We start from the raw sequence: 20,695 nt of genomic DNA on the forward strand, positions 1-20,695 counted from the left end.
ATATACGGCACCGTATATTGCGAATGGAGCTGTCCCATGGGCGCAGGAGCCACCGTCAGCACCATCGGGGTCGAACGTCTGCCCGCGTCGGTGCGTACCCTCAGCTCCCTGTCTCGGATCGACTACGCCGACCACTTCCTGCTGCCGACCGACGCCGCCGCACCGGTCGAATTGTGGGCCCGGGTGATGTTCGGTGACACGCCCGACGCCATCGAGCTGTTTCTGTGGCGGGGCCTGATGGGCCTGCGGCTCAGCCGGACCGTGTCGGCGGACACCGTAGCCGGCTGGCAGATCGCCGAGCAGGATGACGAATGGATCCGACTCGAAGCCACCTCTTGGTTCCTGGCTGCCAACATGGTCGTCCAAGCGACCGGTGACAGCGTGGCGCTGGGAACGTTTCTCCGCTACGACCGCTGGCTGGCGCACCTGGTCTGGCCTCCGTTGTCGATCCTGCATCGCCGGCTCGTGCCCGGCGTTCTGCGCAAGGCGGCGTCCCGGATCGCGGCGGGCAAGGTCCGAAGCGGGTGTCGAGCCGATGATGAAGGCGTTGGACCTGCCTAGGGGCTCGACAGCCTTCCCGCTAGCTGCCGCCGCTGTTGACCCACATTGCCCCCAACATCGGGTACGGACCGGGCGCGCTCAACGGCCACCGCCCATGCTGGGCGGTGGCCGTTGATTCATGTGGTGATGTCAGGGTCTAGGCAGTTGCCGTGGTTCGTTCGACTCTGTGGCTCACCAGTACTTGGGCAGATCGTAGAAGTGGTTGCCGTTCAGGTTGTCGACGGACCTGTCCGCCATCCGGTCCGCGATTCCGAAGAGGCCGGCCTGCACGACCTGGGTCAGCATGCCGTTCTGCTTCTGGCCCCACGCGTGCGACTGGCCACGCACCTCGAACAGCACCGAGGCGGTGCCGTTGAGGGCGAAGGCCGACCTGGCCTGGCCGGCGTAGTCCCGGTCGTAGCTGTATCCGTCGGCGACCTGGTAGTGGACGTAACGGCTCACCCCGCCGACGAAGGGCGAGTTGGTTCCCGATCCGTTACCCCCGTGGTCGATCATGCCGAGGGCGGCAGCCAGCGCGTGACGGCGAGAGGCATCCTGGTCGAGCAACGGCCAGTCGGCGTACCGCGGGTTGCCGTCGACCTCCGAGCCGAGCGGCGGGAAGTCCAGCGACACCGTCACGTACTGCTCGGTGTCGTTGTTCTGGTTGCACGGACCCATGTGGTGCAGGTCGACGTAGGCGTGGACCTTGCCGAACTCGTCCCGGAGGTTGACGTACAGGTCACGCAGCGCCCGGGACTCGTTGGTCAGGTACATGCCGGGAAGGGTTTCGTTCGTCGGCCGGGTCTCGGGGGACGGCTCGGCGGTGAGGTCCGCGCTGAAGTCCCGGTTGATGTCGAAGCCCTGTGCGCCGTTGCTGTAGTAGTACGGCGGGTTCGTTCCGGCCAGTTGCGGGAACTTCTCGACCACCTCGCTCCACGGGAAGTCGTTCTGCCGACGGTTCAGCTCCGCACCGTCGGGGTTGAACTTCGGGACAGCGACGATGGTCAAGTTGTCGCGGATCGCCTTGGCCTGTGGACTGCCGCTGGATCCGAGGGTCTTGAGCATCTGCAGCACGGCTTCGGGGCCGGTCTTCTCGTTGCCGTGAATCTCGCTCGTGATCAGCAGTACACGGTCACCGGTGCCGACCCGCGCCGCGTAGATGTCCCGACCCCGATGCGACTTTCCGATGACGTCCACGCTGACGCGGCCGTGGCTGGTCGCCTCGATCTGAGCGAGTCGCTTGCCGAGTTCCTCGTAGCTGGTCCACCCGGAGGTGGCCCGCTCGCCGGGAAGGTTCCTGCAGTCGGCGTTTCCGTTCTCAGCCGACGAGGACGGCGCGAAAAGCGTGACAGCACCCAACGATGCGACAATTGTCGACACGAATATGCGTCGTTTCATCATGGCCTCCTACAGTTGTACAAGTCATGAGCTGGAGCCGTTTTTCCGGTAGGGCGGCCGCGCCAATCGGATGCGACGAAGCTAAATGCGTCAGTAAGTTTGAGTGTAGCTCGGCGCCCGCATTTGAGAAAACCTTGAGCTTTCGGCGTCGAGTCAGGACCCCGGTAAAGTCGTGACGTTGTGTGACTCGTGAGACAGCAATCGGTGGGATTAGGTGAAGGCAGGAGGAGACCGAGCCGGCTTACTGATTCGGCTCACGCTCCGGGCAGTCGGCGTGCCGCCAGGTTGCCGCCAGGTCCTGGCCCGTCACGATCAGCCTCCCAGCGAGACAGACGATCTCGTGTCGGCACCCGTGTTCGTGCGGCATCACTTCGTCCAGCACCACGTCCTGAAGTTGGACCACGTCCAGCCCTTGGTCGGCCGGCTCAATCGTCAGGCTCTGCACGCCGCTGTACCGGATCGTCAGATCTTCCTCGTGCTTCCAGCAGTTGTGCCGCAGGTACAGCTCAATCCACGCGCTTCCGCCGGTTCCACCGGACGTCAGTCGTGCGGGCTTGAGGTCCTTGACGCACCGCCGACCGAAGAAGTCATAGTGGCCGGGGTCAGTGGCGAACCTGCGTGCTCCTTCGGGCAACGAGTCAGCAAGCGACGGCAACTGCCGCAGGTACGCGTCGGGATCCAGAGCAATGCCGTTGTGCGTACGCTCAACGCTGACGTATCTCACTGCCGCCCTCCACTCCCGCTACCCCGCAGCTGGTACGAGCGTCGGCATCATCGCACCTGCGGCGGAGCGCACGGGAGGCCGTCCAGCCGAACGCGTCGCCCACGTCCCGAGACTGATCTGTCACACAGGTCCTGAGACTGGAAACGGCCGACAGCCGATCTTGTAGAGAACGTGCTCAGCCAGCCCCACGTGCTGGGCCGCGCCAACGCCGCCGTACGCGTGCCAGCATTGGGCGGTCGCGGCCGACCAGCCAGCCCTTTCCGGAACTTCCGGAAAACTTCCGGAAATCATTGACGTGTTCGAAACGCCGTTGCAATACTCCGAGCGCGATGGCATCAAGCCCTGTCGATTAAAACCATGCGTCGTCAGGTGCCATCCGTCCCAAGGAGGACCTGCACATGTACGCCAGTATCGGCGGCTCCCGCCGCCCGTCCGCCCCCCGAAAATCGCGTCTCGCCGTCCGGTTGACCGCGCTCGCCTCCACCGTGGCGCTGAGTGCCGTCGGTCTCGCGGTCGCCGCCACTCCGTCCAGCGCCGCCGTCTGCAACGGGTACGTCGCCCTCACCTTCGATGACGGGCCGAACAGCAGTACCAGCGCACTGCTGTCCGTGCTTCGCGCGAACGGCGCACGGGCGACCATGTTCAACGTCGGGCAGACTGTGCAGAGCAACCCGTCCGCCGCGCGGGCCCAGGTCGACGCGGGCATGTGGGTGGCCAACCACAGTTGGAACCACGCGCACATGACCTCGATGAACCAGAGCCAGATGCAGTCGGACCTCTCCCAGACCAACGCAGCGATCCAGGCGGCGACCGGCGTCCGGCCGCAGTTGTTCCGCCCGCCCTACGGGGAGACCAACTCGACCCTCCAGTCGGTCGCCTCGTCGCTCGGCCTGCGTCAGGTGATCTGGGACGTCGACTCCCAGGACTGGAACGGCGCCAGCGTCAGCCAGATCGTCTCCAACGCCAGCCGTCTCCAGGCCGGCCAGGTGATCCTGATGCACGACGGCATTCAGAACACCCGCAACGCAATTCCGCAGATCATGGCAAACCTGACCAGCCGCAACCTCTGTACCGGCATGATCTCACCGAGCACCGGCCGAGCGGTGGCGCCGGACGACACTCCGCCCCCCACCACTCCCCCGCCGACCACTCCGCCGCCGACCACGCCTCCGCCTTCCGGCTCCGCCAGCCAGATCGTCGGCAGCCAGTCGGGTCGATGCATCGACGTACCCAACGCCTCCCAGAACAACGGCACCCGGGTACAGCTCTACGACTGCCACGGACAGACCAACCAAGCCTGGACCTACACCTCAGACAAACAACTTCGGGTGTACGGCAACATGTGCCTCGACGCAGCAGGCTCCGGCAACGGCGCCGCCGTCCAGATCTACGCCTGCCACGGCCAAGGCAACCAGCAATGGAACGTCAACTCCAACGGCACCATCAGCAACGTCCAGTCCGGACGCTGCCTGGACGCCTGGAGCACCGCCAACGGAGCACAGATCCAGCTCTACGACTGCCACGGCGGCACCAACCAGCGATTCAGCCTCGTCGCACGATGACCATCGCTGATCCACTGTTCGCCGGCGGCCAGGACGACAGCCTGGCGGGCTAGGCCAACACCGGAGAACCGGACCGAAACCGGGCGGGCTCGACCTCACGTCGGGCCCGCCCGCTCGGCACACCAGCAGGCGGCCGTGGAAGTCCGTGGCTGTGCGCCCCGGTTGTCACCCAGCTCGACTCCTGGGCATTCGGGATAGCCTCCGGGCGTGCGTTACATCACCCGGTCGTTCGTCCTCGGCGCGCTCGGTCGCATGAAGGAAGTTGAGCAGTTCGTCGGACCCATCACGCTGGCGGGCGTCCGAGGCATCCGCTGGGTCTCGGTCTGGCCCTGGCAGGACGGCTACAACGTGTCCGTCCATGACGTACAGGACTTGGACGACGAGCACGACCACGATCTCTGCATGTTCCCGCCCCTCGACCCCCAATACGAAGACGACACGGGCTATGGCCGCGTGATCGGCCACGTTCAAGACCCGGCCGAAGCGTTGGAGCTGGCGGAGCGGGACACTGGGGCCTCCCCGGAGCGGTGGGTCAACCACGGGGTTGCCGGGGAGGACTATGCGGACTTCGTGTTGGCCAGACGAGCCCAGCACCAGCCCTAACCGGCAGTTGGAAAGGTGCCTTGGCTCTCGGGCACGCCCTTACGGCGGTGCTGGTAACCAGGTCGGCTCTCCGCCCGCGGGCCTACGGTCCGGCGATGGTAGGCGCTGTTGGCGACCCTTGTTGACCGGCCTTGCGGGCACGTAGCGAGCCGGCGGGCAACTCTCCGCATGTTGCTACGGTCCGGTTATGCGACTCGACAGCCGCTTGTGGGCAGGCATCCTGGCGGTTGGGCTCGGCGTGCCTGCGGGGTGGTTTGCGGCTGGTGCTGGCGGCTCGGTTCAACGCGCCCCTGCCGCTCTCCTTGTCATGGCTGTCGGCCTCAGCGTTGCTGGCCTGCTGGTCGGCTTGGTATTGGGCCGTCGGATCCACGGAAGTTGGGCTGTGCCGGCGCTGGTGCTGCTTCTGGCTGCCTTCTACGCCGGCACATGGCTGAACTCGCCCTACCACAGCGTCGCCGGGGACGCCCTCGTCCTGGTCCTCGCCGCCATCCCCGCTTGCGTCAGCGCGGCGCTCGGGTTCGCAGTCGGCAAGTACCTCGCGGCGCGGCAGGCCCGGACCCCTTCGGTGTGAACTCTCGGCAGGCCGGTCGGATCGGGCTTGATACGAGGTCATCGGGCCTGGTGACGCTCGTCCCGGTCGGGTTCGGCTGGCACGGTTGCTGTACTTCGCTGCTGTACTTCCGACGGCTGCCTCGCCCAGCCGATGAACCGTCGGTGCAGCGCACCGGCCGGCGCCCAGGGCATGTCCTCGGCGGCCTGCACGAGACAGACGCCGAGGTAGAGGGCCAGCGACACCGGCGCGCCCGCGTACTCCGCGCGCAACTCCCGCCGCCGCGTCGGACACGGCCACGGCAGATCACAGCCACCACAACTCCAGATCGGCATCACCGGGCCGTGGGTGGTCACCGCACACCACCCAGAAACCGGGCCACGCTCGCGCGAGCCTGCCGACTGGTCGCCCACTCCACCTGCCAACACGGGTACGGCACCAGCCGCGACCACCACACCCGGCAACCAGCACACATGCCGTCGAGCCCGCGAACGTGCACGGCGAGGATCGTCCGTTCCGGCCCGCCGGTCACTGCTCACCCTCCCCAGGCCAGTGACCACGATTGATCGGAATCCGGTGCCGAGCACGGCAGGGCAGGTCGGCTCCGCAGCGGCAGACTCGCCGCCACCGCCGCCAACACCAGACCGGACGATGCCGCCGGGCAAAGGTCAACGCGGTAGCCGACAGGTACTCGTCGTACGAGACTCTCCGGTGGCCTGAGGGCGGTACGGCAGGAAAACCTGCCCGCGCTGGGCTCACCGGTGGCTCCCTGTCGCGTCCCCGGTGCGCTGATCACGCGTTGTCGGCGCGTACGGCGTGGTCTGGATCGGTTCGCGGTGCCGGTACGTGTCCCGTGACCTCTTCGCCTGGTCCAGCAGCCTCCGCTGCGCTGCGGCCTGCTCGGCGGCCTGGTGGCGTTGGCCCGTTCCGGGCGGCGGGGGTGAGTCCGCGCGTCGCAGCAGCCACCGCAGGATGTCGTACAGCTCGGACCGGATTGCCACAGGTTCCGCCTCCCTCGTCGCGGGTGGGCGGGTGACGACGGCAGCGCGGCTGTCAGGTGTCGCGCTCGGGATGACGTCGCCACCCGGCGGACACGGCCGGCGCAACGGGTGCTTCCTGCCGCCATGTCCTTATCGGAACGCTATGGACGGCACGGTGGGTGATGGCACACCTACGCACCACTACTGGGCGGAGATCCCCATACGCTCGCACAGGCCCCGCAGTTCCGTGGAAACTAGCCCGCCGCGCAGCAGCCCACGTGCGATCTCTCGTGCCGCTGTCGACGACCGGGTGTGCTGCGGGCCGACCCGTTCGGCCGCCAGCAGCATCCGCACTGCGTCTCGTTCCCGTTCAGCCGCCACCATCGCTCGGGCCATGTCCAGCCAGTAATACACCTGCCGCACGGCGGGCAGTTCCCCAACCGCCACCCCGGCAGCCGCCTGCAACGCCTCCTGCGGACGTCCGGTGTCGAGCAGGTAGGCCATCCGCCACAGCGCCACGTTGCTCGGCCCCCACAACAGGTCCCAGCTTGTCGTCTCCCCGGTGTGCGCGGCGATCCGCGCCGCCTCGTCGAGGTGCTCCTCGGCCGTGGTCTGATCCTTCGTGCCGGCGAGGTGGTGCGCGCGGGCCAGGTGCAGGAACCCGAGCACATCCAGCGCGGTGTCCGCACCGCTGCCCTCCAGGTCCGCTCCGGCCCGATCGCAGTACGCCCGCGCCGGGCCGTACGCGCCGGTGTACGCCGACACCCGAGCCCGATTCGCCGCCGCCACCCCCACCGCAACCGGGTCATCAAGCAGGTGCGCAGCCTCCGCACAACGCTCCGCTGCCAGCCAAGCGTGGGCCGAGTAACCCACGTTCAGCAACGAACCCATCGCCACCCCGTACACCGGCACCATCAACCGGTACGCCGCCCGCTGATCAGTCACACCATGCAGTGCCGGAAGGAGGTCCACCAGCCGGCGCAGGGCCCCGGCGTAATCGCACCGGCCGTACAGATCCCGCACCAGCGACGATTCCCGGGCCACCTGCTCCACAGTGGCCGCCCCGACGACCGGCGGCCCATCGAACGGATACGCCATCATCGCCCGCCACACCCGCTCGGCGTCGATACGCGCACCATCAAGCTGCCGATCAGCAGGCGTATACGGCTGCCCCGTAAGGTCGAACACCGAACACTCCAGGGCAGCGGCCAGATCAACCACCATGTACCGATCCGTACGCTGAACGCCACGCTCGATCCGCGACCACGTCGTATGCGAGATACCCGCACGACTCGCGGCATGCCGGATACTCCAGCCACGCAACTCGCGCCGGGGCCCGGATACGCTCACCCACCGACGGGTCAGCAGGTATAGCTCGGCGAGGCACAGCGATCCCCCTCGAACAACGATCAAATGCGGCAGGGAGTCAGCACGATCCGCCCTCTCGAGGAGGAGTTTTGAGGAGCAAGAACATTATGTCCGCCATCCGAAGGTATGGCATCGCCGTTTCGGCCATGACTGCCATCGTGTTGGGTGTCGCCCATCCGGCACCTGCCGTCGACGCTGGCGTCAGCAGTGCCGAGGACGTCGTGACGCGGGTGTTCAACGCTAGCGATCCGGAAGCATTCTACCGTGGGTTGTCGCCTACCGAGCGGGCTGCCTTCGACCACGTGATGATCCCCGTCACCTCCACCCTTTCAGTGGAGATCGAACCCGCCGATGCAGTCGCGCGTAACGCCGCTGCCAATGGGCAAAGCGCAGACGAGGTGTTCGATGCGCTTGCCACGGGGTGCTGGTATGGAAGGACAAGGGACGGAGCGCAAGCCGCTGCCGGCAACACCCTCTACACCTTCTGGACGAACATTTATTGGTGCGCGTCAGGCAGCACCGTCACGTCCGTGCGCATTCACGAGGCAGATGGCGAGACCAAGACCATCGGTTGGCGTTATGACGGCGTCAAGTCCTCAGGCGCTTAGGTAATTAGCAACCAGGGACGCGGCTGGGCGAAGCACCGTTTCATCCTCGGCGTTGGCGGCTGGGATGTGAGCCATCCCGAGCACTGCCTGCGCGCCAAGGGTACAGCTTCTGGTACGGCCAGCGGCGATCGGGTATGCTCTGTCCTCTAATAGTTGCCAGCACCTGGTGAGCCAGAGCAGGGGGCCCGGTTACGATGGATTTGCCGGTCGAACGAAACGCAGGGTGGAGTTCGCGTGAGCTCCTCAGTGTCGCGTTAGTTCTCGCAGCTACGGTAACGCTGGTGGTCAACTTTGTAATCGCAGTGCCAGTATCGTTAGTTGCGGCCATTGCAAGTGCCCGGGGGGCTAGGGCGTCCAAAGACCATCGAGCCCTCCACCTCGTGACGCTATCGCTCAGCCTCGTGCTGTTCGCTGCGTCCGTGATCATGGTGTTTGTGCTGCTTCCAGCCGGATCGCTCCCGCAAATCGACACGACAGTGGTGCCGGCGAGCTAATCGATTGGTCGACCGGGAACGACAAAGGCATCACTAATGATCGTGAAAGGAGCCGCAGTCGACATCCGCAGCTCCTTTCACGATCATTACATTTGATGTGGCCAGCACGGTGACAGTGTGTGGAGAGCCGTGGCGGTGGCCAAGGCGGGGCCGATCCGATTTCTCCGACATGGCCAACCCGCATGATCAGCGGGGGCTCCGCCCTCGCCCGCTGCTTCGTCCCGAAGGAATGACCAGCAACCGGGGACCTGGCCCGCGATTGTGACGTAGCTGCGGCGACGTTCCGTCAGAGTCCGTAGACGTCCGCTGCCGTTCGTCGCCGTAGTCACTCAGTTGGTCACCCTCCGGGCGTGTGCCTCAGAACCCCGGCCGCGAGCGGACCTGCTTCTCCAGCAGGTAGGTGGAGTTGTCCGACTCGTTGGCCTGCACGCTGATGACGCGCCATCCGTCGTCGGCGGCCTTGTTGAGGTGAACGGTGTCGTAGCTCTCGGCAGTCCACTCCTCCTGTCGGCCGTCCGGCCCAATGAACGCCGCCGTGCGGAAGCCGTCCTTGGAGTACGTGAAGAGCTGGGCGTAGGCGTACTGACTCATCAAACGATCTTACCGGCCTCCACCGTGGATCTGCTTCACCGCTTGCGCCCCTCCAAGCCATCCCGTCTGCCGCCGACCCGCCCGTCTGGGGAGCGGGCCACCGCCCGGCCCGCCACGTCAAGCGGACCTTGACGCACGGTCGGACGCTGGCGGGTCGGGCGGTGGTCTGCTCGGCTCGCCCGGGTCGTCGGCTGGCGGGATGGCCCGCGCAACCACCCACGGACCGTGACCCGCAGACGGAGCCCCGGCCATCCTGGAGTCGTTGCGCCCCCGCCGGAGGCGCAGTAACCGCAACCGCTCCGCCCGCCGCGACCTGCCACGCGGACCCGGCGTGCCCTCCCCTGCGCCGCGTCGCCCCGGCGCGGCGCGGCCGGCTGCCGGCGACGAATCTCTACCACTTCCACACCCGTCCCGTCTGCGGCGGCCCCCCCGGGCTTCCCGCTCTCCGCGCCAGCCGCCGGGCGTGTTGCGTGGCCGGAGTCGGAGCGCCAGCGGAGCGACGGACGCGCGCCCAGGCGGCGGCGCGTGCGGCCCGTTCAGGGCCGCCTTGATAGACGTACAGAAAGTCCTCCCACACCGGCCGGCAGCCGGCCGTCCCTCCTCGGGCCAGCGCGATTCACGACGGGTTGACGCGTCGGTACCCGGTGCTACTCTGGCGGTCGTCGAGCACGCCAGTGCGGCCTTCCTGCCGGATCGCTGGGCTCGACCACGGAGATGCTGAGCGGCCTTCCTGCCGCTGATGCGGGCCACGTCCCGCCGGTTCTCGATCACGCTGGCCGCGATGTCGGCCCGGAATCCGCTGAGTGGCCCAGCACGGCCTTCCCGCCGTCACGATGGCCCGGATTCGCTCTTCGACGGGTGGGGCTCGCCTGCGGCAACCCGCCGGATGCCGACCTTCAGGCACCCCACCCGTCCCGGCATGAACCAGCACGGCAACCGGACCGCGCCTCAACGGCGGTCGGCCACACCCGCCCTCCGGCGTCAGCCGCCCTCCACGGCGGTGCCAGGAGACACCACGAACACCACCGACGTACAGCGTTCCGACGACCGGTGGCGATTCGTCGCCCGTCCCTGCCACCCGCTCTGAGGAGAGAGACCGTGTCCACCCTGCACCGTCCCGGCGTCGCCGCCGGGCGTGACGCCCAGGCCCTGCACCGGGCCACCACCCCCGACTACTTCGGCTGGTTGGAGCACACCCGGACCGCCGGGGGCTGTGCCCGTCCGATCCGGCTGACTGGCACCATGACCGCCGTCGACCGGGGCACCGGCCGGGTCCTGGCCGAGCAGCACACCGACGAGCTGCCCGATCGGGTGCTCTACAAGGCGTGCGGCAATCGGCGTGCCGCCCAGTGCCCGGACTGCTCCTGGGTCTACGCCGGTGACGCCTTCCAGGTCGTCCGCTGCGGTCTGACCGGCGGCAAAACGGTCCCTGCCTCGGTGGCGCGGCATCCGGTCGTCTTCGCCACCTTCACCGCGCCGTCGTTCGGCGCGGTCCACCACCGGCACGTACCTCGGCACACCTGTGCCGACCGGCGGCGCTGCGACTGCCGACCGGCCCCCTGCCACGCCCGCCGCGATGCTGTCACCTGCCCGCACGGGCGGCCCGGTGGCGTGCTTCGCCCGTCATGACTCCGCTGATCCGCAGCTCGGTCGGCCGCTCTGCCTGGACTGCTACGACCACGATCACCAGGTCGTCTGGAACGTCTTCGCCGGTGAGCTGTGGCGACGCACCAAGCAGGCCGTCGAGCGGTACCTTGCCGCCCTCTGCCGCCGACGCGGCATCCCGAGGGTCGAAGTTGTCACGGACTCCGGCCGGGTTCGGCGGGTGCCGCCGGTGCGGGTGTCGCACGGGAAGGTCGCCGAGATGCAGCGCCGGGGCGCTGTGCACTTTCACATCCTGCTGCGCCTCGACGGGGTCGACCCCGACGACCGGCACGCCCTGGTCCCGCCGCCGGTCGGGATCACTGTGGACGACCTCCTTGCCGCCGTGCACGCCGCTGCCGGGCAGATCACCTTCGCTACCCCGCCGCATCCCGACCGGTCGCAGGGCTGGTCGATCGCCTGGGGTGAGCAGGTCGACGTGCGCCGTATCGGCACCGGCGACGGGGACGTGACCGACGCCAGGGTGGCCGCCTACCTGGCCAAGTACGCCACCAAGGCCACCGAGGTCACGGGCCACTGCTCCACCCGGCTCACCCCGGACAGCGTCGACGCCTACGCCGATCCGGAGGGCGACCACCTGGCCCGGCTCATCGACGCCTGCTGGCGACTCGGCCGCCCCACCCGGCACCGCACCAGCGACACCGTCGCCCAGGACGAGGACCGTCAAGGCGGCCTTGACACCACACCCGATGTCTACGCCGGGCTGCGGCGGTGGGCGCACATGCTCGGCTACGGCGGTCACTTCCTCACCAAGGCCCGCCGGTACTCGGTCACCTTCGGGCTGCTCCGCGACACCCGCGCCACCTACCGCCGCGCCGATGACAGCTCCGTCACCGTCGGCACCCTGGCCTTCGTCGGCTCCGGGTGGCTGACCGACGGGGATGCCCTGCTCGCCAACACCGCCGCCGCCCAGCACCGGGAACGCAGCCGCGTCGGCCGGGAGGAACTCGCCCACGAGCTGTGGTCGGGGGTGGCGGCGTGAACCGATCCCTCACCCCGCGCTGGTACTCCCCCGCCGAGGTCGCTGTCCTGCTCGGCTTCGGCATCTCCAAGGTCAAGATGAAGATCGCCACCGGCGAGCTGCGCTCCATCAAGGACGGCAAGTACCGCCGCATCCTCCCCGAATGGGTCGACGACTACATCCGCGACCAGGTCGAACGGCAGGAGGCCGCCTGATGCCCGGACGTTCCCGCGCCAACGGGGAAGGGTCGATCTTCCCGTACCGCAACGGCTTCGCCGCGTACGTCTGGGTCATCAAGCCGGACGGGAAGCGGACCCGCAAGTACGTCTACGGCAAGACCCGCGACGCCGTGCACGACAAGTGGATCAAACTGCACCAGCAGGCCAAGGCGGGACCGGTGGCGACAAGCGTGCCGACCGTGGGCAGCTTCCTCGCCTACTGGCTGACCGAGATCATCGAGCCGAACCGGGCGCCGCTGACCTTCGCCACCTACGAGACGTTCGTCCGGCGCTACATCGTCCCCGGCCTCGGGGGAAAGCGGCTCGATCGGCTCCAGGCGCGGGACGTGCAGACCTGGCTGAACCAGGTGGCCCGCACCTGCCAGTGCTGCGCCCAGGGCAAGGACGCCGCCCGCCGCAAGGAAATGCGCCGCTGCTGCGCGGTCGGCCGGTGCTGCCAGGCGGTCCCGTCGACACGCACGGTCAGCGACGTCCGGGCCGCGCTACGGGCCGCCCTCACCCACGCTCAGGCCGAAGACCTCATCACCAGGAACCCGGCCGTGCCGGTCACCCTGGCCACCGTCCGCCGTCGCCGCGGCAAGTCCTGGTCGAGCGACGAGGCACGCCGCTTCCTCGAATCGGCTCGCGCCGACTCCGATCCGCTCTACGCCGCGTACGCCCTGGTCCTCGTCACCGGCCTGCGCAAAGGCGAAGCCCTCGGTCTCACCTGGGCCGACGTCGACCTCGACGCCGGGGAGCTGACCATCGGCCGCCAGCTCCAACGCGTACGCGGGCAGCTCCTGCACCGCGACACCAAGACCCAGGCGTCCGACGCCACCCTCCCACTGCCCGACATCTGCCTGACCGCACTCCGACTACGCAAACACCAACGCGACGACGCACGAGCGACGGCCGGTAAGGCGTGGCACGACAACGACCTCGTCTTCACCACCCGCTACGGCACGCCAATCGAGCCGCGCAACTTCCAACGCTCCTGGCAGACCCGCTGCGACAAGGCGGCAGTCAAGCCGATCACCGTCCACGACGCGCGGCGGACCTGTGCCACCCTCCTGGCCGACCTCGACGTCCACCCGCGAGTAGCCATGCAGATCCTCCGGCACGCCCGCTTCTCGGTAACGATGGAGATCTACACGCAGGTCTCCTCGCAGGCGACCAGAGACGCCCTCAAGCGGCTCGGTGAGTCCCTGACCCGATGACGAACTGCTGTACTTCGCTGCTGTACGGGCAGCAGAAAGGCCACCTCCCGGAGCCGGGAAGTGGCCTGAGCTGCGTGGGCGATACTGGGATCGAACCAGTGACCTCTTCGGTGTGAACGAAGCGCTCTCCCGCTGAGCTAATCGCCCTCAGCGCGGATGACTCTACCCGATCGTGCGACCGGACCGCGAACCCGGGGTCAGTGCGTCGCGAAGTAGTGCATGACCTGGGCGATCACGTCGATGTCGAGGCTGAGTTTGATCGAGATCAGGGCCACTGCGCCGACGAAGACGATGCCGACGGCACCGAGCAGGAAGCGTACGGCAAGTGATTGTCGCTTCACCCAGTTGGCCCAGCCGTGGACGTGGCGGCGGGTGAAGGTGAGCAGGCGTTTGGCCCAGTGGAACTCGACGGCCCAGATGCCGAGGCCGGCGATCACGATCAGCCAGCCGGGGCCGGGTAGCGGGATGAGCAGGATGCCGACGGCGACGACGAGGGCGCCGAGCACCCCGATGATGACCCGCAGGGCGAGTCGGCCGGTGGGGTTGGATCGGATCAGTGCGAGAGTGGTGGATATCCGACGGCGCCAGCGGGGTGGGTCACGTCGTTCCGGCATGGTGACTCCCCTCCTCTCGCGCCGTACGGCCCGGCTCGCCTGCACTCGTTCATCCTGCATGAGGGGGTGGTTACCCCGTCGGGCGGGAGCTTGCCCGTTGGCAGGGCGGCGTGAATTGCGGCGGCTGCGGTCGCCGCCTGTCGGTCGGCGTTCGGCTGTTGACCGGCCGCGCTGGCCCTCCTGCTTTTCTGGCACCCCGTACCCCCGCTGTTCGTCTCGCGGATCGCGACGATCGACGGATCCGCCGTGCCGTGGGATCCACTCAGGATCACTCAGCGGCCATTTCACCACCTAGTGTGGCGCGGGCCCGTCACTGTAACGGCCGACTGGACGTTACCGGAGTAAGTCGACGACTGAACCACCCGATGCCGGGCGGGATCTACGCACTGGGCAGAACCGGAAATCCTAGATGAATTTTCACATTCTCGTGGCCTTTCCGACCCCCTTCCCACCACTGGGTGAAGTCAGCGTATGGCGGAGCGTAGCCAGGAGTAGCGGCTGAGTATGGGAAAAGCGGGACACGCGCGTTCCGCACGCGGTGCCGGGGGGAGAACGTCCATGAGTGTCATCCGACCGACGACCGTTGAGGTCGAGACGTCGCTAAGGCTAGTCGCGCCTGACGCCACCGCCTTGCCGGTGCGTGCCAGTCTGCGCTACGACCCTGCTGACCCGTATGCGGTCCATGTCCTGTTCCATGCCGAATCGGCTGGCGGCGAGGCGGTGAGTTGGTCGTTCGCCCGCGAGCTGTTGGTCACCGGGCTCGACGAACCGGCCGGCATCGGCGACGTCCGGGTCTGGCCATGGGCCACTCCGCGCGGCGACTTCGTCGCGCTGGCGCTGTCGTCGCCGGACGGCAACGCCCTGTTCGAGGTGCCGCGCAGCGTGCTGGTGCGGTTCCTGCGGCGCACCTACGTCGTCGTTCCGCGCGGTCGCGAGGCCGAGCACCTGGACGTCGACACCGCGGTCAACCGGCTGCTCGCCGGGCGCTGACCACGACCCACGCCAGGGCCGCGCAGACCTTCGGGGTCCGCGCGGCCCCAGCATGTCCGACGGTACGCGGGCAGCCTCCCGCCATCGTCCACGCACCCGGATCCCCCGCCCGGTCGCCGGCTCAGCCGTGCGTGGTGATGCCCCCGTCGACAGGGATCACCGCACCGGTCAGGTAGGCGCCGGCCCGCGACGCCAGGTAGATCGCGGTGCCCGCCATGTCCTCGGGTCGACCGATTCGTCCCAGTGGCACCTGCGACTCGATGGCGGCCCGTGACCCCGGGTCGTCAAGCGCGAACGCCATCATCCTGCTCTCGAACGGGCCGGGCGCGATCGCGTTGACGGTGATCCGCTCGCCGGCCAGCTGGTGGGCCAGGCTGCGGGTCAGCATGTGCACCGCCGCCTTGGTCGCCGAGTAGGCGTACACCTCCATCGACGGCACCCGCAGACCGTCGACCGAGCCGATGTTGATCACGCGGGCCGGGTCGTCGTCGGTGGCGGCGGCCCGCAGCACCGGCAGCAGTGCGGTGGTCAGCCGGAAGACGGCCTTGACGTTGATCGCCCAGAGCTTGTCGAACGCGCTCTCCGGGTACTCCTCCAGCGGTGCGCCCCACGTCGCGCCGGCGTTGTTGACAAGCACGTCGAGGGTGTCGACCCGCTCGCGTACCGTCTCGGCGAGCGCCTGGGCGGCCTCGTCGCGACTCAGGTCGGCGGGGATCGCCTCGCACCTGCCGTACGCGGACAGTTCCTCGGCCACCGCCGCGCAGGCCTCCGCCTTACGGGACGAAATGATCACGCGTGCGCCGGCCTCGACGAAGCCTCGGGCGATCATCAGCCCGATCCCCCGCGTCCCGCCGGTGACCAGGACCGTCTTGCCGTGGACCGAGAACAGATCGGTCATGCCCATCCTCTCGCAGGCCGGCCTGCCGGCCGGGATCGGCGACCCGGGCCCGCGCGAGCAGCACCGCGGCCGGGTCGCTATCGATCGGAACCTAGTCGTCGCGTCCGGCCGCGACAAGCCGGCACGGAGACGCGGACGCGCGGGCCGGAGAAGATGCATACCGCTGGCTGTCGGGCTAACGTCGCTGGTGATGGTCGCTCCCGGTCACCTCTCCCCCGCCCGGCTCGATCCCTCTGGCGAGATCGAAACGGTCACGCTCTGCAGTCTCGCGCCCGACCCACGGTGGCGCCGGCCGATGCTGCTCGACCGGGAGCTGATCGTGCTGGCGACCAGCGGTCACGGGTACGCCGAGGTCGACTTCCGTCCGCTGCCGTGTCGGCCCGGCACGCTGCTGCGGGTACGCCCCGGCCAGGTGTTGCGCTGCGCCCTGCCCGACCTGGACGCCACTGTCATCCGCTGGCACCCGGAGGCGCTGCACGGGTTGGACGTCGCCGACGACGACGGGCCGGCCTGGTTCCAGCTCGCCGGGGAGGACGAGGACGCGGTCATCAACGAGGTGAGCCAGTTGACCGTGGACGCCCGCCGGCACCGGGACACTCCGGCCGGTCGGAGCCTGCTGCGCCATCAACTGACCGTGCTGCTGCTGCGGTTGAGCATGCTGCCGAACGGCGACTGGCGGCCGTCGCGTCCGGAGGAGGTCACCTTCCAGCGTTTCCGGCGCGAGGTCGAGATCGGGTTCGCGCACAGCCGTCGGGTCGAGGATTACGCCGACCGGCTCGGCTGCTCGGTGCGTACGCTCACCCGGGCCTGCCTGGCGGTGACCGGGCGTAGCGCGAAACAGGTGCTCGACGAGCGGGTGGCGCTTCAGGCCGGTCGGCTGCTCGCAGCCACCGACGAGCCGATCGCGCAGATCGGTCGACAGCTCGGCTTCACCGAGCCGACCAACTTCGGTCGGTTCTTCACCCGCGAGGTCGGGGTCAGTCCGGGCTCGTTCCGCGCCGCCCGCGACCAACGCGGACCGGGTCCGATGGTCCGTCCGCGTACCCCGGTCGACGCCCGGAGCGACAGTCACCAGGGGTGACGAACGAGTTCGACCCGGCCCGGCGGCGCTGCCGGCGGGACGGATTGGGCATGATGGCAGGGTGCAGATCTCCGCGCGTGGCGACTACGCGGTACGGGCGGCGCTGAGCCTGGCGGCCGCGTACCCGGCACTGCTGTCCACCCAGACCATCTCCGCGGAGCAGGACATGCCGCGCAAGTTCCTGGAGGCGGTGCTGGCCGACCTGCGTCGGGCCGGTGTCGTCCGCGCCCAGCGCGGGGCGGAGGGCGGCTACGCCCTGGCCCGGCCGCCCCGGGAGGTGACCGTCGGCGCGGTGCTGCGGGCGGTGGAGGGGCCGCTGGCCGGCGTACGGGGTCTGCGTCCCGAGGAGACCAGCTACGAGGGTGTGGCGCAGCACCTGCCCGGCTTCTGGGTGGCCGTCCGTGCCTCACTGCGCCGGGTGGTCGACGAGGTGAGCCTGGCGGACGTGCTCGGTGGGCGGTTGCCCGCCCACGTGCGACGGCTGACCACCCAACCCGACGCCTGGGAGCCTCGCTGATCCGCCGCCGCCGTCACCCGATGGCCGGCGCCGCCGTGACGTAGCCGCCGGGCCGGTGCAGCAGTGGGTCTCCGTCGACACCGACGGAGAGCGCCAGCGGCTCGGCGACGACAAGCGTGTGGTCGCCGACGGGAATCCGGTGCACCACCCGGCAGAGCAGTCGGCCCAGCACGCCGGTCAGCAGCGGCAGCCCGAACGGGCCGGCCTCCCAGTAGGGGTACGCGGCGAACGGGTCGATGCCGGGTGTGGCGAAGACGGTCGCCGCTTCGGTCTGGTTGGCGGCGAGCAGATGTACGGCGACGTGCTCGGCCCGGTCCAGCACCGGCGCGCTGGGCGCGGCGGTGTCGTGGCTGAACGACACCCGTGGCGGGTCCAGCGACACGGTGGTGAAGCTGGTCGTGGTGAAGCCGGCTCGTGGTGTCGCGCCGAGGCCGCCCAGGCAGGCGGACCGACTGTTCCGGGCCATCGCGGTGACCACGGTGACCGTGCCGACCTGCTGCTGCCGCAGCCGGTCGAACAGATCCCGATCCACCGGTCGCAACTGGTCGACGCGGTCCCGCCCGGCGGTGCTCACGCCGGTGTCGATGTCGCGCCGCGGCAGGATGGTGTTGCTGGCGCGCAGAGGTGCGGGGTGTTGCATGAGGGGTCCTCTCCGGTGCGCGAGATCGAGCGAGCTCCCGGCACCATCAAAATGTGAGACAGATGCCGCCAGCTCCCCACAACATCGATCCAAGCAGCATTGACTGCTTGGCAAAACCCATCTGATAAATGGGATATTCGGGTTGTGGTGAGGCGACGGCCTCCACTGGAGATGAGCGGCGTTTGCCGCGTGGGCGTTACGGGCATCTTCGAGCGCGCAGGGGACGCGACGAAGGGAGGCCCGCAATGGGTCTGATGTTCCGCAAGCGCAAGAAGTTCGGGCCGCTGATCCTGAACTTCACCCAGAACGGCTTCTCGTCCTGGAGCATCAAGCTCGGACGATGGTCCTGGAACTCGCGGGCCAAGGCGCACAGGGTTGACCTACCCGGCCCGCTGTCCTGGAAACAGGACAAGTCCCAGGCGTGAGGTTCCGAGGTTGAGCGGGGCACCGGTCCGGTGCCCCGCCCTGCTGTCGGGACTCCATGTCCCGGCAGGGGAAATGACCGATCGACCCGATGCGCGACAGGCCAAATCAGACAATGGAGAGATGCCACAGAAACCGGACCATCCGAAGGAGTTTCGGCGGGCCGGGCTGGCCTGTGCCCTGCTGCTGGTGACCTACTTCGTCATACCGGTGGAGCCCGACCTCAACACCGCGCGGATCGGCGTACGCCTCGGCCTCACCCTGTCGATGGTGGGCGCGGTGGCCTGGCTGGTGACCAGCCAGGTGCGTCGCCAACTCGTCGCCGGACCGGCCCGGGAGGCCCGGTCGCTGGCGCACCTGGCGATAGCCCTGGTCGCCGGGCTGCTCGCCTTCGCCCTCGCCGACTTCGTCGTGGCCCGGGCCGCCCCGGCACAGTTCGTCGACCTGGAAACCCGGATCGACGCGCTCTACTTCGCGCTGACCACCTTGACCACCGTCGGCTACGGCGACGTGCACGCCGAGGGTCAACTGGCCCGAGGGCTGGTCATCGTGCAGATGCTGTTCAGCATCGGGGTGATCGCCACCGGGGTGTCCCTGGTGGTCAGGCAGTTGACCGGACGGCCGTGACCAGCACGTCGCCACCGAGGCGGCCCTGCTGCGGATCGCGGCTCACCTGCCCCGTGTCGAGCAGTCCGGTCAACGCCCGGACCGCGTCCGTCGCCCGGTAGGCGGTGTCGGTGACCGCGTGCCGGCGCAGTTCGGTGACCGTACGCGGGCCGTGCCGGACCAGTTCGGCAAGCAGCACACCGGCCAGCGGCGCGACGTCCACCGGCAGGTCGGCTCGCAGCGGCGCGCCGACCGGGTCACGCAGCGCCGCCCCGGTCGCCCACACCGCCTCCTTGAGCGCCTCCAGGTTGCGGTCCGAGCCGGTGCCGAACCCGATCCGCCCTGCGGTGTCGACCAATTCCACCTCGGTCACCAGCGGGAACCCGGCGTCGGCAAGGGCCGGCCGCAGCGACGTGCCCGCGCCGGAGAACACCAGCGCCTCGGCGGGCCGGCCGGTCGCGGCGGCGGAGAGCGCCGCCGGGTCCAGCGCTCCCCCGGCGCCCAGGTAGGACAGGACCGGGGCACCGGCGGCACCGGCCGCCCGCAGCGCCACCGACAGTCGACCGGGAGCGCCGGGAGCGCCCGGCATCAGGTGCACCGCCACCTGTGGCGGCAGCTGGGCCTCGACGGCACCGAGGCGGGCCGGCAGGTCTTCGGTGCCGTCGGCCAGCACCAGCACGGAGAGCCGGCAGCCGCGCAGCCGGTCGCCGTGCTCGCCGATCACCCGCAGCGCGATCTCGGCCGGGCGGGCGTCGTCCCCGGCGTACACGATGGCGAGGGTGGCCCGCCGGGCGCGCTGGCACGCCCCGGTCAACCACCCACCCAGATACCGCTCCCAGACCCGCAGACCCACCACCCTCCCGTTCTACCCCACCGAACCCGGCTGCGGCCGGTCAGGGGCCACTGAGGGGGTGATGTGGTCAGACGGGGACCGAGATGCCGACGCCGCCGCGGGTGGTGCCGCCGTAGCGGGCGATCTCGGCGGACAGGTCGAGCCGGCCGATGCGGGTGCGGGCGGCGAGCGCGGCGTCGTCGAGCCGGTCGGCGGGCACCAGCCACACGATCTCGAACTCCAGTCCGTCGGGGTCCCGACCGTAGAGGCTCTTGGTGGTGCCGTGGTCGGAGGCGCCGACGAGGGCGTCCGCTGCGGTCAGCCGGCGGGCGGTCTCGGCCAGTTCGTCGAGGGTGTCCACCTCCCAGGCCAGGTGGTACAGGCCGACGGTGGTGCGGCCGGCGGTCGAGGGACGGGCCTGCGCGCCGAGGGCGAACAGGCCGAGATCGTGATCGTTTGTGGAACCGGGCGCCTGGAGGAAGGCGGCGCCGCTGAAACCCTTCGGGGTCATCGGGACCAGTCGGAAGCCCAGCACGTCGCGGTAGAACGCGACGCTGCGGTCAAGATCGCTCACGTAGAGCACGGCGTGGTTGAGGCGGTGGATTCCCATGCCATGAC

At 69.0% G+C, this 20,695-nt stretch carries 23 protein-coding genes, 1 tRNA gene and 2 pseudogenes; 13 read left to right on the forward strand and 13 right to left on the reverse strand.

Annotated features, from left to right (window positions below):
* Positions 1-36: 36 nt before the first annotated feature.
* Positions 37-561, forward strand: a complete 525-nt coding sequence (locus C1A38_RS08595; RefSeq protein ID WP_102657296.1) for a hypothetical protein — start codon at positions 37-39, stop codon at positions 559-561.
* Between the two features lie 171 nt (positions 562-732).
* Here C1A38_RS08595 and C1A38_RS08600 read toward each other — a convergent pair whose 3' ends face one another.
* Both C1A38_RS08600 and C1A38_RS08605 read right to left on the reverse strand, forming a co-directional pair.
* Positions 733-1,938: a M14 family zinc carboxypeptidase gene (locus tag C1A38_RS08600; RefSeq protein WP_199180137.1), complete on the reverse strand. Its 1,206-nt coding sequence runs from the start codon at positions 1,936-1,938 to the stop codon at positions 733-735.
* Between the two features lie 241 nt (positions 1,939-2,179).
* Positions 2,180-2,662: a hypothetical protein gene (locus C1A38_RS08605; protein WP_102657298.1), complete on the reverse strand. Its 483-nt coding sequence runs from the start codon at positions 2,660-2,662 to the stop codon at positions 2,180-2,182.
* A 398-nt stretch (positions 2,663-3,060) separates the two neighbouring features.
* Between C1A38_RS08605 and C1A38_RS08610 the strand changes: the two genes are divergently transcribed.
* From C1A38_RS08610 to C1A38_RS08620, 3 genes are all read left to right on the forward strand, one after another.
* Complete coding sequence (locus tag C1A38_RS08610) at positions 3,061-4,224, forward strand: polysaccharide deacetylase family protein (protein ID WP_102657299.1); 1,164 nt, start codon at positions 3,061-3,063, stop codon at positions 4,222-4,224.
* Between the two features lie 207 nt (positions 4,225-4,431).
* Positions 4,432-4,827, forward strand: a complete 396-nt coding sequence (locus C1A38_RS08615) for a hypothetical protein (protein WP_102657300.1) — start codon at positions 4,432-4,434, stop codon at positions 4,825-4,827.
* Between the two features lie 187 nt (positions 4,828-5,014).
* Entirely contained in the window at positions 5,015-5,398 is a 384-nt protein-coding gene (locus C1A38_RS08620; protein WP_102657301.1) for a hypothetical protein, read from the forward strand.
* A gap of 38 nt (positions 5,399-5,436) precedes the next feature.
* Here the strand turns inward: C1A38_RS08620 and C1A38_RS08625 are convergent, their stop codons facing one another.
* From C1A38_RS08625 to C1A38_RS08645, 4 genes and pseudogenes are all read right to left on the reverse strand, one after another.
* Positions 5,437-5,733 (reverse strand): hypothetical protein, encoded by a 297-nt coding sequence (locus C1A38_RS08625; protein WP_102657302.1) that lies wholly within the window; start codon positions 5,731-5,733, stop codon positions 5,437-5,439.
* Positions 5,730-6,173, reverse strand: a pseudogene (locus tag C1A38_RS32385) (hypothetical protein). The gene C1A38_RS08625 and the pseudogene C1A38_RS32385 overlap by 4 nt, the downstream one beginning before the upstream one ends.
* The gene (locus C1A38_RS08640; protein ID WP_102657305.1) at positions 6,133-6,378 is read right to left on the reverse strand and encodes a hypothetical protein; all 246 of its coding nucleotides are present in this window, start codon (positions 6,376-6,378) and stop codon (positions 6,133-6,135) included. The pseudogene C1A38_RS32385 and the gene C1A38_RS08640 overlap by 41 nt, the downstream one beginning before the upstream one ends.
* A gap of 180 nt (positions 6,379-6,558) precedes the next feature.
* Positions 6,559-7,638, reverse strand: coding sequence for an XRE family transcriptional regulator (locus C1A38_RS08645; RefSeq protein WP_233196714.1), 1,080 nt, complete (start codon positions 7,636-7,638; stop codon positions 6,559-6,561).
* A gap of 176 nt (positions 7,639-7,814) precedes the next feature.
* On the opposite strand from C1A38_RS08645, the gene C1A38_RS08650 reads away from it, so the two are divergent.
* The gene (locus C1A38_RS08650; protein WP_102657306.1) at positions 7,815-8,333 is read left to right on the forward strand and encodes a hypothetical protein; all 519 of its coding nucleotides are present in this window, start codon (positions 7,815-7,817) and stop codon (positions 8,331-8,333) included.
* Positions 8,334-9,184: 851 nt separating this feature from the next.
* Here the strand turns inward: C1A38_RS08650 and C1A38_RS08655 are convergent.
* Positions 9,185-9,418 carry a hypothetical protein gene (locus tag C1A38_RS08655; protein ID WP_102657307.1) on the reverse strand — a complete coding sequence of 78 codons (234 nt, stop codon included), beginning with the start codon at positions 9,416-9,418 and terminating at the stop codon, positions 9,185-9,187.
* 1,098 nt (positions 9,419-10,516) lie between these two features.
* Here C1A38_RS08655 and C1A38_RS08660 point away from each other — a divergent pair.
* From C1A38_RS08660 to C1A38_RS08670, 3 genes and pseudogenes are all read left to right on the forward strand, one after another.
* Positions 10,517-12,062: pseudogene (locus C1A38_RS08660) on the forward strand (replication initiator).
* Positions 12,059-12,256 (forward strand): excisionase family DNA-binding protein, encoded by a 198-nt coding sequence (locus C1A38_RS08665; protein WP_102657333.1) that lies wholly within the window; start codon positions 12,059-12,061, stop codon positions 12,254-12,256. The pseudogene C1A38_RS08660 and the gene C1A38_RS08665 overlap by 4 nt, the downstream one beginning before the upstream one ends.
* The gene (locus C1A38_RS08670) at positions 12,256-13,476 is read left to right on the forward strand and encodes a tyrosine-type recombinase/integrase (RefSeq protein WP_102657308.1); all 1,221 of its coding nucleotides are present in this window, start codon (positions 12,256-12,258) and stop codon (positions 13,474-13,476) included. Before C1A38_RS08665 ends, C1A38_RS08670 begins: the two co-directional genes overlap by 1 nt.
* A 75-nt stretch (positions 13,477-13,551) precedes the next feature.
* Here C1A38_RS08670 and C1A38_RS08675 read toward each other — a convergent pair.
* Positions 13,552-13,623: transfer RNA gene (locus C1A38_RS08675), tRNA-Val, on the reverse strand.
* A gap of 50 nt (positions 13,624-13,673) precedes the next feature.
* Positions 13,674-14,348 (reverse strand): TIGR02611 family protein, encoded by a 675-nt coding sequence (locus C1A38_RS32565; protein ID WP_377680322.1) that lies wholly within the window; start codon positions 14,346-14,348, stop codon positions 13,674-13,676.
* A gap of 300 nt (positions 14,349-14,648) precedes the next feature.
* Between C1A38_RS32565 and C1A38_RS08685 the strand changes: the two genes are divergently transcribed.
* Complete coding sequence (locus C1A38_RS08685) at positions 14,649-15,080, forward strand: SsgA family sporulation/cell division regulator (RefSeq protein ID WP_007457244.1); 432 nt, start codon at positions 14,649-14,651, stop codon at positions 15,078-15,080.
* Between the two features lie 121 nt (positions 15,081-15,201).
* Here the strand turns inward: C1A38_RS08685 and C1A38_RS08690 are convergent, their stop codons facing one another.
* Complete coding sequence (locus C1A38_RS08690) at positions 15,202-15,978, reverse strand: glucose 1-dehydrogenase (RefSeq protein WP_102657334.1); 777 nt, start codon at positions 15,976-15,978, stop codon at positions 15,202-15,204.
* A 190-nt stretch (positions 15,979-16,168) separates the two neighbouring features.
* Here C1A38_RS08690 and C1A38_RS08695 point away from each other — a divergent pair, with 190 nt between their 5' ends.
* Positions 16,169-17,059: a helix-turn-helix domain-containing protein gene (locus C1A38_RS08695; RefSeq protein ID WP_102657310.1), complete on the forward strand. Its 891-nt coding sequence runs from the start codon at positions 16,169-16,171 to the stop codon at positions 17,057-17,059.
* Between the two features lie 61 nt (positions 17,060-17,120).
* Positions 17,121-17,576 carry an RrF2 family transcriptional regulator gene (locus C1A38_RS08700; RefSeq protein WP_102657311.1) on the forward strand — a complete coding sequence of 152 codons (456 nt, stop codon included), beginning with the start codon at positions 17,121-17,123 and terminating at the stop codon, positions 17,574-17,576.
* Between the two features lie 13 nt (positions 17,577-17,589).
* On the opposite strand, the gene C1A38_RS08705 is transcribed toward C1A38_RS08700, so the two are convergent.
* Positions 17,590-18,216, reverse strand: coding sequence for a flavin reductase family protein (locus tag C1A38_RS08705; protein ID WP_102657312.1), 627 nt, complete (start codon positions 18,214-18,216; stop codon positions 17,590-17,592).
* Between the two features lie 245 nt (positions 18,217-18,461).
* Here C1A38_RS08705 and C1A38_RS08710 point away from each other — a divergent pair, with 245 nt between their 5' ends.
* The gene (locus C1A38_RS08710) at positions 18,462-18,641 is read left to right on the forward strand and encodes a DUF4236 domain-containing protein (RefSeq protein WP_013732429.1); all 180 of its coding nucleotides are present in this window, start codon (positions 18,462-18,464) and stop codon (positions 18,639-18,641) included.
* Between the two features lie 121 nt (positions 18,642-18,762).
* A complete protein-coding gene (locus C1A38_RS08715; protein ID WP_102657313.1) occupies positions 18,763-19,266 on the forward strand; it encodes a potassium channel family protein in 504 nt (167 codons plus the stop codon).
* Here the strand turns inward: C1A38_RS08715 and C1A38_RS08720 are convergent.
* Positions 19,241-20,101: a hypothetical protein gene (locus C1A38_RS08720; RefSeq protein ID WP_102657314.1), complete on the reverse strand. Its 861-nt coding sequence runs from the start codon at positions 20,099-20,101 to the stop codon at positions 19,241-19,243. The genes C1A38_RS08715 and C1A38_RS08720 overlap by 26 nt on opposite strands.
* Before the next feature lie 64 nt (positions 20,102-20,165).
* On the reverse strand, positions 20,166-20,687 hold the full coding sequence (locus C1A38_RS08725) for a VOC family protein (protein ID WP_102657315.1): 522 nt from the start codon (positions 20,685-20,687) through the stop codon (positions 20,166-20,168).
* Positions 20,688-20,695 lie beyond the last annotated feature (8 nt).

Source organism: Verrucosispora sp. ts21, from assembly GCF_002879555.1.
GTDB classification, from domain to species: Bacteria; Actinomycetota; Actinomycetes; order Mycobacteriales; family Micromonosporaceae; genus Micromonospora; species Micromonospora gifhornensis.

Excerpts from the sequence above, each read along its gene's own strand:
- C1A38_RS08715 (WP_102657313.1), top strand. The coding sequence starts at position 18,763 with ATGCCACAGAAACCGGACCATCCGAAGGAGTTTCGGCGGGCCGGGCTG.
- C1A38_RS08705 (WP_102657312.1), bottom strand. The coding sequence starts at position 18,216 with ATGCAACACCCCGCACCTCTGCGCGCCAGCAACACCATCCTGCCGCGG.
- C1A38_RS08670 (WP_102657308.1), top strand. The coding sequence starts at position 12,256 with ATGCCCGGACGTTCCCGCGCCAACGGGGAAGGGTCGATCTTCCCGTAC.
- C1A38_RS08620 (WP_102657301.1), top strand. The coding sequence starts at position 5,015 with ATGCGACTCGACAGCCGCTTGTGGGCAGGCATCCTGGCGGTTGGGCTC.
- C1A38_RS08610 (WP_102657299.1), top strand. The coding sequence starts at position 3,061 with ATGTACGCCAGTATCGGCGGCTCCCGCCGCCCGTCCGCCCCCCGAAAA.
- C1A38_RS08725 (WP_102657315.1), bottom strand. The coding sequence starts at position 20,687 with ATGGGAATCCACCGCCTCAACCACGCCGTGCTCTACGTGAGCGATCTT.
- C1A38_RS08685 (WP_007457244.1), top strand. The coding sequence starts at position 14,649 with ATGAGTGTCATCCGACCGACGACCGTTGAGGTCGAGACGTCGCTAAGG.
- C1A38_RS08600 (WP_199180137.1), bottom strand. The coding sequence starts at position 1,938 with ATGAAACGACGCATATTCGTGTCGACAATTGTCGCATCGTTGGGTGCT.
- C1A38_RS08690 (WP_102657334.1), bottom strand. The coding sequence starts at position 15,978 with ATGACCGATCTGTTCTCGGTCCACGGCAAGACGGTCCTGGTCACCGGC.
- C1A38_RS08655 (WP_102657307.1), bottom strand. The coding sequence starts at position 9,418 with ATGAGTCAGTACGCCTACGCCCAGCTCTTCACGTACTCCAAGGACGGC.
- C1A38_RS08710 (WP_013732429.1), top strand. The coding sequence starts at position 18,462 with ATGGGTCTGATGTTCCGCAAGCGCAAGAAGTTCGGGCCGCTGATCCTG.
- C1A38_RS08595 (WP_102657296.1), top strand. The coding sequence starts at position 37 with ATGGGCGCAGGAGCCACCGTCAGCACCATCGGGGTCGAACGTCTGCCC.
- C1A38_RS08695 (WP_102657310.1), top strand. The coding sequence starts at position 16,169 with ATGGTCGCTCCCGGTCACCTCTCCCCCGCCCGGCTCGATCCCTCTGGC.